The organism is Streptomyces sp. NPDC020597, from assembly GCF_044335095.1.
GTDB lineage: Bacteria > Actinomycetota > Actinomycetes > Streptomycetales > Streptomycetaceae > Streptomyces.
Genome location: NZ_JBIRUL010000015.1, coordinates 68,107 through 80,474, shown reverse-complemented (window position 1 = coordinate 80,474; position 12,368 = coordinate 68,107). Strand labels below are relative to the sequence as shown.

Genomic DNA, 12,368 nt, shown 5'->3' with positions numbered 1-12,368 from the left:
CTCGCACCGCTCACGCTGCTCGAGTTGCTCACGGGTGGGCCTTTCACCCTTGGCCGAAGGTCTGGCGCTGGGCGCCGAGGCCGTCGACGGAGAGCTCGACGGTGTCACCGGGGCGGAGGTAGGGAGTGCCGGGGAGGCCGAGGGCCACGCCTGCGGGCGTCCCGGTGTTGATCACGTCGCCCGGCTCCAGGACCATGTACTGGCTCAGGTACGACACGAGGTGCTCGACCGGGAAGATCATGTCGCGGGTGCGGCCGTCCTGCCGCTTCACCCCGTTGACGCTCAGGTGCAGTCCGAGGTCCTGCGGGTCGCCGACCTCGTCGGCGGTGACCAGCCACGGGCCGAGCGGGTTGAAGGTCTCGCAGGACTTGCCCAGGTCCCACTGCGAGGAGTACTCCAGTTGGAACTCGCGTTCGGAGACGTCGTGGCTGATCGTGTACCCCGCGATCACGGACCGCGCCGCTTCAGGACCGTCGAGGTAGCGGGCCCGCTGTCCGATGACGATCGCCAGCTCGACCTCCCAGTCGGTCTTCACGGAGCCGCGGGGGATCCGCACCTCGTCGTACGGCCCGACCACCGTGCCCGGGTCCTTCATGAACACCACCGGCCGTGGGGGGATCGCGGCGCCGGTCTCGGCGGCGTGGTCGCGGTAGTTCAGACCGATGCAGACGATCTTGCCGGGGCGGGCCACGGGTGCTCCGACCCGTACACCGTCCGTGTCCAGCTCGGACAGACTTCCCGCCGCGACCGCCGCCCGGGCCCGCTCGAGACCGTCCGAGGCGAGGAAGGCGCCGTCGATGTCGGAGGTGACGGAGGACAGATCGAGCAGCCGGCCCTCCGCGGTGCGGACGGTGGGCCGCTCCTCGCCGGGCGCACCGACTCGTTGAAGTTTCACTGGGTGGTTCCTTGCCGTGGGTGGGTGTTCAGGTGGCTCGGGCGAGGGACGGGGGTCAGGGGCAGACCGTCACGGTGTGCCGGACTCACTCAGATGCCAGATCTCGTTCAGGTCCGACCATGTGCCCCCGGTGCCGGTGTCGGCCCAGGACTCCTGGCAGGGGTCGGTGAGCTTCCACCAGGCCTGGGTGGTGGGGTCGGCGGCGATGGTGGCCATGTCGGCCTCGAAGTCGTCGCCGTGGTACTCGAAGTAGGCGAACAGAGTGTCCTCGCGCAGGAAGATGCTGTAGTTGCGGATGTTCGCGGCCCGCAGCGCGGCCTCGACGCCCGGCCAGACCGCGGAGTGCAGGCGTAGATACTCCTCACGGTGCTCGGGCCGCAGGCGGACCGTCTGGGCAACCCGCTTCATCAGGTTCCTTCCGGTAAGGATGGTCGGCGTTGCCGGGCAGCCCGCTGCGGAACGCCGGTTGGATACGGGGCGGCGCCAGGGGAGTGGCCGCCGCCTCACTCCTTTGTCGCGCCGGCGAGCATGCCGGCCACCAGGGCTCGCTGGGAGAAGAGGAAGACGATCAGGACCGGCACGATGGTCACGAGGGTGGCGAGGGCCAGTTCGGGCCGCATGATCTGGTTTCCCGTGCCGCTGGAGGTGTTGAACAGCGGGGAGGCGGCGAGCAGGTTGTTCAGCCCCACCTGCGCCGGATACTGGGAGCTGTCGGGCAGCATCACGAACGGCAGGAAGAAGTTGTTCCAGTTGCCGACGAAGTTGAAGAAGCCGACCAGGGCGATCACGGGCTTGGCGAGCGGCATCGCGATGAGACGGAAGACCTGCCATTCCGAGCAGCCGTCGATCCGTGCGGCGGACAGCAGGTCGGATGGGACGTTGGAGGAGAAGTAGATGTAGGTGAGGTAGACCCCGAACGGGAAGAAGGAGAAGGGCAGGATCACCGACCAGATCGTGCCGTCCAGGTGCACGGCGTTCATCCCCAGGTACAGGGGCAGCACCATCGCGGCCGTCGGCATGAGCATCACGAGCATGGTGATGGTCAGCAGCATCCGGCGCCCGATGAACTGGGTGAGGGCCAGCGCGTACCCGGCGGGGATCGACGTCACCAGGGTGATGGCCAGTGCGCCGAATGTGTAGAGCGCCGAGTTCTGCAGCCAGGTGAGGATGGCGCCGTCCTGGAATGCGTACAGGTGGTGCCAGGCGTCGGCGACTTTGCCGAGCGAGCCGAACGAGAACGGGTTGTCCCGCACGATCTGGCTGTCGGTCTTGGTCGTGGCCAGCAGGAGCCACGCCACCGGTACGCAGAAAAACAGTGTGAACAGGCCCATGACGATGAGCCAGGTCAGCCGAGCGGCCAGTGAGCGTGGGCGGCGCGTCCGGCGCATGGGTTTCCTCGGGCTGGTGCGGTCGTCGGCCCGGTGGCCCGGCGGGGTTCGGCGGGCTGTGGTGGTGGGAGCTGTGGTCATCCTGTGTCCCTGTCGAACAGGCCGGTGCGGAAGACGACGAGCACCGCGCAGGCGAGGCCCAGGATGAGGAGGTCGACGGAGAGCGCCGCCGCGCCGTTGAAGTCGCCTGCCTGGAAGGCGTACTGGTAGGAGAGCTGGTTCGGTGACCAGCTGTCGGGGATCATGCCCCAGCTGGCGAGGGAGACCAGTTGCGGCTCGACGAAGAGCTGGGTGCCGGCCGCGAAGGCCAGGATCAGCATGTAGGCGATCCACTTGGTGATCATGGGGATCTGGATGCGAAGGGCGATCTGGAGCGTGCTGGCGCCGTCGATGCGAGCGGCCTCGAGGATTTCGTCGGGGATGCTGTTGAGCGCGCCGTACATGACCACGATCCAGCCGCCGGCCCCGGTCCAGAAGGCAATGACGGTGAAGAGCACCGGCAGGTGACCTGGGGCGTTGACCTGGGCGAGGCTGTTCCAGCCGAAGCTCTTCAGCAGCCAGCCGACGGGACTGGCGGCCGGGTCGAGGAGGATCAGGAAGAGCAGTACGCTCGCCACTCCGGCGAGGGCGCCCGGCAGGTAGAACAGGAACCGCAGGCTGGTGGAGGTCCTGCGCATGCGGCCGTGCAGCATCAGCGAGAGCAGCACCACCAGGATCATCAGGCTGGCCAGCCACACCACCAGGTACAGGCCGATGTGGAGGAAGGCCGGTCCGAAGCGGTAGTCGGCGAACGTCCGGGTGAAGTTGCCGATTCCGACGAGTTGGTTGCGGGAGTTGGACAGCGCCAGCCATACCGCGTAACCGGTGGGCAGGACGCCGAAGGCGAGGAGGAGAAGGACGTAGCCGGAGACGAAGGCGTATCCGGCGCGTCCGACCGGGTTGCGGGCCGAGCGGCCGCCGCGGCGGCCGCTCCGCTCCGTTGCGGGGTGGGTGGTCATCGGTCCGCTTCGCTAGTTGACGGTGTATCCGAGGGACTTGGCCTTGTCGGTGATGGCCGTCTGCCACGTGTCCAAGGTGTCGGTGAGGGTCTTGCCGGAGTTCAGGGCCGGGATCACGGTGGAGGAGTAGATCGCCTCCTGGCTGTACTGGGTGGCGGACCAGCCGGGCCAGATCAGTTCCGCGGCTTCCTCGAAGACGGGGCTGATGTCGTTGGCGAAGTAGCCGGTGCTGCGCTGGTTGACGAGCCATGTGGTGGCCGCCGGCTTGTACGCGGGATACGTGCCGGCGGTTGCCTGGTAGTCGTCGGAGGTCGTCATCCAGGTCGCCAGGTCGGAAGCGGCCTTGAGGTTCTTGCTGTGCGAGGAGACGAACCACAGGCCGCCGCCGACGTTGCCGGTGTAGTTCTTGGCGTCACCCTCGAACTTCAGCGGCGAAGCAGCGGCGATCTTGCCCGCGGGGATCTTGAACGTGGAGTTGAAGAGCACCTGGCCGAACCAGGACGGGCCGGGGAGCATGAGGACCTTGCTCGCCTGGTTCTTGATGAAGCCGGCGCTGAAGACGGTGTCCTTGGCGACCGATCCCTTGGCGATCAGGCTGTCGAGCAGCTTGGCCATCCGGGTGCACTTGGAGTCGTGCAGGTCCACGGTGACCTTCTTGGCGCCGGTCGTGGTGCTGGCGGTGCACTGGCTCGCCCAGAAGTAGACCTCGGGCGTCCAGGCGTCCCCGGCGGTTCCGACCAGGTATCCGGGGTGTTCCTTGGCGACCCGCTCACCGAGAGCCTGGTAGTCCTCCCAGGTGGTCGGGACGGAGTAGCCCCACTTGCCCATGAGCTCCTTGTTGTACCAGAGCACGTTCTGCGCCAGGTCGTTGCGCAGACAGTAGGTGCTGCCGTTGGCCTTGCACGGGTTCAGCGCGCCGTGCGCGAAGCCGTTCAGGGTCGACAGCGGGACCAGGCCCTTGTCGACGGGAGCGGCATAAGGGGTCTTGCCCTGGGATGCCCAGGTGCCGTCGTTGACGTTGGCGCTGAAGGCGACGTCGGGCCACCCGCTGCCGGAGCGGTCGAACAGCTGGACCTTGGTCTGCAGGTCGTTGGCGCCGTTGGCGTCCCCGCTGTACGTGACGATCTTCAGCTTCACGTCCGGGTGCGTCTTCTGGTACGCCTGCACGCCCGGCACGCGGGTGGCGTCGGCCCAGACCGTGATCTCACTGCCCTTCTCCTGGGCGACGGGCTTGAAGGCCGCCGGGGAAGGAGCCGTCGTGGGGGTGGGGTCCGCGCTGCCGCAGGCAGCGAGCGCGAGCAGGGAGACGGCGCCCAGGGCGGCGACGGCGGTGTGTCTGAGCGGTCGGCGGGAGGAAACCGGAACGTCGTTGTTCATGACTGACCTCGGATCTTGGAAAAGTGGCGCACTGCGGTGAGGGGCGCCGCGTTCGGTTGGGGACGGGCGGTCGGGTCTGGGGTTCCGGTCGTCATGCCCGGGGTGGGGTGACGGTCTCCTTGTCGACAAATGACTGGAGGGCGGGAGGGTAATCCAACCCCGCCGGGAGGGCGACGCCCGGACCGGTGGGAGCGTGAACGAGGCCATGGGCGTCGATGCCGCTTTCACGGCTGATGGGATTGCCCATGACCAGTGACTCGTAGTAGGTGGTGTTCGAGATGGCCATGCACAGGTGCCGGTTGGGGATCTCCGGCCCGTGCACCTCGGCGCGCAGCCGGTAGGCGTCGGCGAGGTGGGCGGTGCGCATGGCGCCGGTGAAGCCGCCGCGCAGCTGGGTGGAGGCGCGGACTCCGAAGGTGGCGGCGCCGGCCTGGATGAAGTCGGCCGAGTTCATGTGCGCCCCGTCGGAGGTCTCGGCCACGAGGAGGGGAACGGCCACGGCGTCGGCGAGGCGCTTGTACGCGGTGACGCTGAACTCCCTCATCGGCTCCTCGTACCAGAGGTAGCCGGCGTCCGAGAGGGCGTGCCCGAGATGAATGGCGTCGGGGAGGTCGAAACCCGCAGACCCGTCGAACATCAGCGGGACGTCGTCGCCCACATGCTCGCGCAGTGCCACCGACAGGCGGGCGTCGCGGCGGGCATCACCCCAGGCATGGAGCTTGATGGCGGGGTAGCCGAGCTCCAGGGCCTGGTCGGCGATGTCCAGGTACTCCTCGACCGAGGAGTACGTGACGGTGGAGGCGTACGCCGGTATGGAGGTGCGGTAGCCGCCGAGCATCTGCCACGTGGGCCGGTCGGCGAGCCGTCCGGCCAGGTCCCACAGCGCCGTGTCGACCAGTCCCAGCAGGTAGAGCGGTAGCTCCTCCGTGCGGTCCAGCTCCCACATGCGGTGCCAGAGCCATTCCCGTTGCAGGGGATCCTGCCCCACCAGCTCATTGCGGAGCACCCGGTTCAGCAGGTCCGCCAGGATGACCCCGCTGCCCCGCCGGGGGGCCATTGCCACCCCCTCGGCCCCGTCGTCCGTGCGGATGCGCAGCACAGCGGCCTCACCGTCGGCCGGGCTGCCCAGGAGTCCGTCCCGCCAGACGAAGGACGGGCTGGCTCCCGGCACCCGGACCGGGTGGCATTCGACTGCGGTGATGTGCACGGCTTGCACTCCTTGGGAGCGGGAAGTACTGCTGCGAAATTTTCGTGTAACGTAAGTCGTCATACGAATGCTGTCAAGAAGTTCCGCCCAGTAGACTCGCCGTCATCCGCAGCAGCAAGGGGGTCCGCATGGCCAAGGACAACGTCGGCAGAGCAGAGAAGCCGGCCGTTCTCAAGCCCTGGCCCAAGCGCCCGGCCCGGTTGGCTCAGGCCGTCATGGAAAGCCTTACCGACGCGATCGTGTCGGGCGCCATTCCTCCCGGATCGACCCTGCCGGTCGAACCCGAGCTCTGCGAGACGTTCGGCGTCAGCCGCATCACCATCCGCGAGGCGGTCAAGTCCCTGGAGGCCAAAGGGCTTGTCCTCGCACGGCAGGGTTCCGGCACCACCGTGACCCCGCCCGAGGAATGGAACCTCCTCGACCCCGTCGTGCTCGCCGCCACCGTCCAGCACGACGACCAGCTCGTCGTCCTCGACCAGCTGGTCGACATCCGCTCGACGCTGGAAGCCCAGATGACAGCACAGGCCGCGGAGCTGGCCACCGACGACGACCTGCGCGCCATCGAGCGGCTGCTCGCCCAGCTCGACGAGGAGGCCACCGTCCCGGCACGCTTCATCGAGACCGATGTGGTCTTCCACGACCGGATCATGCAGGCATCCCGCAACAGGCTCGGGCGTTCCATCATCCGGATCCTGCACGCCCAGGCGCGCACGACGTACCTCTACAACGGCACTCCGGACGCGACCGCGTGCGAGCGGGCCAATGCGGAGCACCGCGCGGTCGCCGAGCGGCTGCTGGCCCGGGACTCCGAGGGGGCCGCGCAGGCCATGACGGCACACATCCAGACCGCGTGGAGCCGCCGCCGCTTGCCGAATGTGAGTTCCCCCGTCTCCTGAGGGCACTCCGCCCGTCTCGCCCCCGCGCCCACTGGCCGGGGGCGTTCGCATGCCCGGGCCCGGACTCCGGCCATCTCTGTGCGCGATCTCTTGACGAAATTCATATGACGTCTAATGTTACAGCCCTATTTCCCTTCCCCTCCTGTGCCTCTGGGCTCTCCCCGCCCCGCGTTGGGCACCACAGGCTCCCTGAACCACCCGGAAGGTGTCACGTGCGAACAACCCGCATTCGTCCCTCGGTTCCCAACCGGCTCAGATCATGGCTGGCCACAGCCGCCGTGCTCACCGCCTCAACCGCCGCGGTCCTCGTCCAGGCCGGACCGGCCTTCGCGGCCGGCACGACGCTCTACGCCGCGCCGAGCGGCTCCGGCACCGCCTGCTCCGCGAGCCAGCCCTGCTCCATCACCCAGGCCAAGACCAACGTGCGGGCGATCAACGGCTCCATGACGGCCGACATCACCGTCGAGCTCGCCGACGGCACCTACCGGCTCTCCGCGCCGCTCACCTTCACCTCGGCGGACTCCGGCACCGGCGGCTACACGGTGAACTGGAAGGCCGCGCTGGGCGCCCATCCCGTCATCACCGGAGCGCAGAAGGCCACCGGCTGGACCGTGCAGGACTCGGCCAAGAACATCTGGAAGACCAACGTCGGCACCGGCTTCGACACGCGCCATCTGTCCGTAGACGGCGTCCTGGCCACCCGGGCCCGCACCGCGCTCACCCGCTCCTACTTGACCGCGACCAACAGCGGCTACACGTTCACCAACAGCTCGCTGAGCTACCTCAACAGCCTTGCCCAGCCCGGCCGGGCCGAGATCCACGGCATCGGATCCTTCACCGACCGCTATGCGCCGGTGACCGGCATCAGCAGCGGCACCATCACGATGGCCCAGCCTTCGTGGAACAACAACACGTTCGGCTACGACACGCTCACGAGTCCCTTCCGGTCCGGCCCTCTCTACATCGAGAACGCCTACGAGCTCCTCGACGCGGCTGGCGAGTGGTACCTCGACACCACCACCGGCACCCTGTACTACAAGCCGCTCTCCGGGCAGGACATGAGCACGGCCGACGTCGAGGTGCCGAAGCTGCAGTCGATCATCAACGTCGGGGGGACCTACTCCTCACCCGCCACCCACATCGCCTTCTCAGGGCTTCAGTTCTCGGGCACCAGCTGGCTGGACCCCACCACCCACGGCTACGCCAGCCAGCAGACCGGCGCCTACCTCACCGGCACCTGGGACCGCCCGTCGGACGCACTGACCTCCTGCCAGAGCGGCTGCCAGCTCTTCGAAGCAACACGTCCTCACTGGGAGCAGATGCCCTCCGCCGTGCAGGTCTCGGCCGCCGACCACATCACGTTCACCGGTAACCGGTTCACCCAGCTCGGGCAGAGCGGCCTCGGTATCGGCAACGACGCCAACGCCCACACCACCGGCGTGGGTCTCGGCGCCGACACCGTCACCGCGACCGGCAACGTCTTCACCCAGGACGCGGGCGGCGGCATCGTCGTCGGCGGTCTTCAGGCGGACGCGCACCACCCCGGTGACAGCCGGATGACCAACCGGAACATCACGCTGAGCAACAACCTCATCCACGACGTCGCGCTGGAATACCGCGACATGTCGGCCATCCTCGTCACCTACGTGAACGGCGCGACCGTCGCGCACAACGAGGTGTACAACCTGCCCTACTCCGGCCTCACCATCGGCTACGGCTGGGGCGTCAACGACATCGGCGGCAGCCAGGACTACGTCAACCGGGGCCTGTACAACTACCAGCCCACCTACACGACGGCGACCACCGCCGCCAACAATCACGTCACCGACAACTACATCCACGACATCATGCAGCAGATGACCGACGGCGGCTGCATGTACACCCTGTCGGCGTCACCGGGCAGCACCTTCGAACGCAACTACTGCCACAGCAACAACGGCTACTTCGGCTTCTACCACGACGAGGGCTCCCGGAACTTCACGGACACCAACAACGTCTTCCGCAACACCGGCAGCTGGGGCCACGAGAACGCCAGCTCGACCAACAACACCGGCGCCCTGACCCTCACCGACAACTGGACGAACAACAGTTCCGCGAACATCACCAACACCAACGGCCGCGGTGACGTGGTGAGCGGCACCGTCGTCGTCAGCAACGGCAACTGGCCGTCAGGTGCCAAGACGGTCATGGACAGCGCCGGCATCCAGCCGGTGTACCGTCCGCTGACCACCGACCCCGTCAACTCGCCCTACAGCGCCTACTCCTCCACTCCGGCCAACACCGGCCAGAGCAGCGGCCGCTTCACCATCACCGACGCGGGCGCGGACATCTGGGGCGCCGGCGGACAGCACGACGACGCCTATGGCACCGTCTTCCGAAACGGGGCGGCCGCCAACGGGACCTCGGTGACCGCCCGGGTCGACAACCTGGACAACAGCAACGGCTGGGCCAAAGCCGGCGTCGTCCTGCGCAACGACCTCACGGGCAAAGGCTCTTCCGCCGGATACACGGTCGTCACGGCGACCCCGAGCAACGGCGTCAACTTCCAGTGGGACTCCAACGCCGACGGCTACCTCGACCAGCTCACCTCCACGGCTTCCGCCGTCAAAGCGCCGGTCTGGGTGCGGCTCACCCGCACCGCCACCACGGTGTCCGCCTACTACTCCACCGACGGATCCACCTTCACCCAGGTCGGCTCGACGGTGACCCTGCCGTCCATGGCGACCACCCAGGACGCCGGTGTCATCCACACGGCCCACAGCACCACCGCCGGCAGCGCGACATTCAGCAACCTGCAGATCGTCACCTCTCCCTTCGGGGCTTACAGTTCGACTCCGGCCGCCGTCAGCCAAAGCGGCGGAGTGACCTCCCTGACCAGCGCGGGCATCGACGTATGGCGCTCCGGCACGGCATACGACGACGAGTATTCGGCCGCCTACCAGACGGGGTCCGCCGGAACATCCTCGACCGTCACCGTCCGCGTCGCCAGTCAGGACAAGACCAACAGCTGGGCCAAAGCCGGCCTGATGCTGCGCAACAACATCGCCTCCGCCGGCTCGTCCGCCGGGTACCTCGTCCTCGCCACAACCCCCGGCAACGGAATCGCCCTGTCGTCGGACTCCAACGGTGACGGCTACCTCGACGCCAACACCATCAAGACCGGAAGCGCCACCGTCGCGCCTGTCTGGCTCCGCCTGGTCAGGAGCGGCACGTCGGTCACGGGCTCCTACTCCGCCGACGGCACCACCTGGACCACTGTCGGCACTGCGACACTGACCGGGGCGAACAGCACCGAGGACGCGGGCATGTTCTCCACGGCCCACGCCGGAACCATCGGCACCACCAACTTCAGCCAGTTCTCCGTCAGCTGACGAAGCGGTCCGGGTCACGATCTCCGAAACGAGCTCTGTGTGCCGGTGCGGCCTTCTCACCGGCACACGGAGGTTCGTCATGTCCACATGAAGGGTGGCCAGTTGGGTACCTGGTTGGCGCTCCGTCGCCCGAACGCTGCCGCCGCTGCGACGCGCTCACGCCGAGCCGGCCAACCTCTGCCGCAGGGCGTCATTGGACCCGTTGCGGGGAGCACCGCTGTGACCGTCGTCGGGATCGGAGCCGACTGGGAAGGTGTCCCGAACGCCTCCCGTGCCGTCCTGCTCGACGCCGAGGTCCTCATCGGCGGCCCGCGCCAACTGGACCTGCTGCCGCCGTAGTGTGCGGGGCAGCGGATCCCCTGGCCCTCGCCGCTGCGGCCCGCGGTCCCCGGACTCCCGGCCGCGCATGCCGGCCGCCGGATCGCCGTACTGGCCAGCGGCGACCCCATGTTCTACGGCATCGGACGCGCCCTCATCGACGCCACCCACCCTTTCGCCGGGACCATCGGCTTCAACGTGGCGAAGGCCGCCGCCACTGCCCGTGTTCCCCTGCTCGCGCTGCGCCGCCCCCGCTGGGTCCCGGAGGCGGGCGACGTCTGGCACGAGGCCGGTTGCCTGGAGGAGGCCGCCGTCCTGCTGCCCTTGCTCGGTCGGCGGATGTTCCTCACCACCGGGCGCATGGGGCTGGCCGCTTTCGCCGCCCTGGACGATCTGTGGTTCCTCGTCCGGTCCGTCGACGCGCCCGAGGCGCAGGCCCCGTCCCGCATGGAGGTGCTGCTCGATCGCGGGCCTTTCACGCTCGACGGGGAGCGAGAGCTGCCGCGCCGCCACCGGATCGACGTCGTCGTCACCAAGGACAGCGGGGGAGCGGCCACCGCCCCCAAGCTGACCGCCGCCCGAGAGGCCGGCCTGCCGGTGGTCGTGGTGCGCAGACCGTCGGTTCCCGAGGGCGTGCAGGTGCTGGGCGAACCGGAGCAGGCACTGCGATGGATCAGACCGCGCGCGACCAGCACGCTTTTCCGGGTGCTGGCTGAAACCTGACCCGGGCTTTGCCGCACTTCAGTTTTACTTGCAACCTCTTTGCAGCAAGCTCAGGAGTGTGGCTGAAAACAATCAATCTCCGAGATGGCATCGCATAAGCACGTCGATGACCCGCAAGGAATGGGCGAGCGTCGGCGGGATGGCCGCGTTCATCCTGGCGCTGCACGTCATCGGCTGGTTCACCCTGGTGGCGATCGTCGCGCCCGAGCACTACAGCCTGGGCACCAAGACCTTCGGCATCGGCATCGGGGTGACCGCCTACACGCTCGGCATGCGGCACGCCTTCGACGCCGACCACATCGCCGCCATCGACAACACCACCCGCAAGCTCATGAACGAGGGGCAACGGCCACTGTCCGTCGGCTTCTGGTTCTCCCTCGGCCACTCCTCGATCGTCTTCGCGCTGGCCTTCCTGCTCTCCCTCGGCGTGAAGACGCTGGCGGGCCCGGTGGAGAACGACGACTCCACCCTGCACAGCGTCACCGGCTGGGTCGGTACGACCGTCTCCGGAACGTTCCTCTACGTCATCGCGATCATCAACCTTGTGATCATGGTCGGGATCTGGAAGGTCTTCCGGCAGATGCGCTCCGGCCACTTCGACGAGGCCGCCCTGGAGGAGCAGCTCAACAACCGCGGCTTCATGAACCGGCTGCTGGGCCGCCTGATGAAGTCGATCACCAAGCCGTGGCAGATGTATCCCCTGGGCCTGCTCTTCGGCCTCGGCTTCGACACCGCGACCGAGATCGCGCTCCTGGTACTCGCCGGCTCGGGCGCGGCCTCCGGCCTGCCCTGGTACGCGATCCTCTGCCTGCCGATCCTGTTCGCCGCCGGCATGTCGCTGCTCGACACCATCGACGGCTCGTTCATGACTTCGCCTACGGCTGGGCCTTCTCCAAGCCGGTCCGCAAGGTCTACTACAACCTCACCATCACCGGCCTGTCCGTCGCCGTCGCGCTCATCATCGGCACGGTGGAACTGCTGGGTCTGATCGCGGAGAAGGCGGGGCTGCACGGCGCTTTCTGGGACTGGGTGTCCGGGCTGGACCTGAACATCATCGGGTACGTCATCGTCGGGCTGTTCTTCGCGACCTGGGCGGTGGCCCTGCTGGTGTGGAAGGTCGGCCGTATCGAGGAGAAGTGGACGGCGGGCCTGGCACAGGGGCCGGTCCCCGCCGACACGGGAGTCGAGTAGGGCG

The 12,368-nt window shown here is 67.9% G+C and carries 9 protein-coding genes and 2 pseudogenes; 5 read left to right on the top strand and 6 right to left on the bottom strand.

Features of this window, described 5'->3' with window-relative positions:
* Positions 1-43 precede the first annotated feature (43 nt).
* The 6 genes from ACH4ZA_RS24900 to ACH4ZA_RS24875 form a co-directional block, all read right to left on the bottom strand.
* Positions 44-895 carry a fumarylacetoacetate hydrolase family protein gene (locus ACH4ZA_RS24900; protein ID WP_398431681.1) on the bottom strand — a complete coding sequence of 284 codons (852 nt, stop codon included), beginning with the start codon at positions 893-895 and terminating at the stop codon, positions 44-46.
* Positions 896-964: 69 nt separating this feature from the next.
* Positions 965-1,303, bottom strand: a complete 339-nt coding sequence (locus ACH4ZA_RS24895) for an L-rhamnose mutarotase (protein WP_398431680.1) — start codon at positions 1,301-1,303, stop codon at positions 965-967.
* A 95-nt stretch (positions 1,304-1,398) separates the two neighbouring features.
* Complete coding sequence (locus tag ACH4ZA_RS24890) at positions 1,399-2,283, bottom strand: carbohydrate ABC transporter permease (protein ID WP_398431748.1); 885 nt, start codon at positions 2,281-2,283, stop codon at positions 1,399-1,401.
* A 77-nt stretch (positions 2,284-2,360) separates the two neighbouring features.
* Positions 2,361-3,281: a carbohydrate ABC transporter permease gene (locus ACH4ZA_RS24885; RefSeq protein ID WP_398431679.1), complete on the bottom strand. Its 921-nt coding sequence runs from the start codon at positions 3,279-3,281 to the stop codon at positions 2,361-2,363.
* Positions 3,282-3,293: 12 nt separating this feature from the next.
* Positions 3,294-4,658, bottom strand: a complete 1,365-nt coding sequence (locus ACH4ZA_RS24880) for an ABC transporter substrate-binding protein (protein ID WP_398431678.1) — start codon at positions 4,656-4,658, stop codon at positions 3,294-3,296.
* A gap of 91 nt (positions 4,659-4,749) precedes the next feature.
* Positions 4,750-5,865 (bottom strand): enolase C-terminal domain-like protein, encoded by a 1,116-nt coding sequence (locus ACH4ZA_RS24875; protein WP_398431677.1) that lies wholly within the window; start codon positions 5,863-5,865, stop codon positions 4,750-4,752.
* A gap of 128 nt (positions 5,866-5,993) precedes the next feature.
* Here ACH4ZA_RS24875 and ACH4ZA_RS24870 point away from each other — a divergent pair, with 128 nt between their 5' ends.
* From ACH4ZA_RS24870 to ACH4ZA_RS24850, 5 genes and pseudogenes are all read left to right on the top strand, one after another.
* A complete protein-coding gene (locus ACH4ZA_RS24870; RefSeq protein ID WP_398431676.1) occupies positions 5,994-6,761 on the top strand; it encodes a FadR/GntR family transcriptional regulator in 768 nt (255 codons plus the stop codon).
* A 278-nt stretch (positions 6,762-7,039) separates the two neighbouring features.
* A complete protein-coding gene (locus ACH4ZA_RS24865) occupies positions 7,040-10,132 on the top strand; it encodes a DUF1349 domain-containing protein (RefSeq protein ID WP_398431675.1) in 3,093 nt (1,030 codons plus the stop codon).
* Between the two features lie 219 nt (positions 10,133-10,351).
* Positions 10,352-10,612, top strand: a pseudogene (locus ACH4ZA_RS24860) (cobalamin biosynthesis bifunctional protein CbiET); the annotation flags it as partial.
* The gene (locus ACH4ZA_RS24855; RefSeq protein ID WP_398431747.1) at positions 10,592-11,173 is read left to right on the top strand and encodes a precorrin-6A/cobalt-precorrin-6A reductase; all 582 of its coding nucleotides are present in this window, start codon (positions 10,592-10,594) and stop codon (positions 11,171-11,173) included. The pseudogene ACH4ZA_RS24860 and the gene ACH4ZA_RS24855, both read left to right, overlap by 21 nt.
* A 28-nt stretch (positions 11,174-11,201) precedes the next feature.
* Positions 11,202-12,364 (top strand): annotated as a pseudogene (locus ACH4ZA_RS24850) (HoxN/HupN/NixA family nickel/cobalt transporter).
* Positions 12,365-12,368: the final 4 nt, after the last annotated feature.

Bases quoted from the DNA above. Each gene is read 5' to 3' on its own strand.
- ACH4ZA_RS24880 (WP_398431678.1), bottom strand. From the start codon at position 4,658: ATGAACAACGACGTTCCGGTTTCCTCCCGCCGACCGCTCAGACACACC.
- ACH4ZA_RS24890 (WP_398431748.1), bottom strand. From the start codon at position 2,283: ATGCGCCGGACGCGCCGCCCACGCTCACTGGCCGCTCGGCTGACCTGG.
- ACH4ZA_RS24870 (WP_398431676.1), top strand. From the start codon at position 5,994: ATGGCCAAGGACAACGTCGGCAGAGCAGAGAAGCCGGCCGTTCTCAAG.
- ACH4ZA_RS24895 (WP_398431680.1), bottom strand. From the start codon at position 1,303: ATGAAGCGGGTTGCCCAGACGGTCCGCCTGCGGCCCGAGCACCGTGAG.
- ACH4ZA_RS24885 (WP_398431679.1), bottom strand. From the start codon at position 3,281: ATGACCACCCACCCCGCAACGGAGCGGAGCGGCCGCCGCGGCGGCCGC.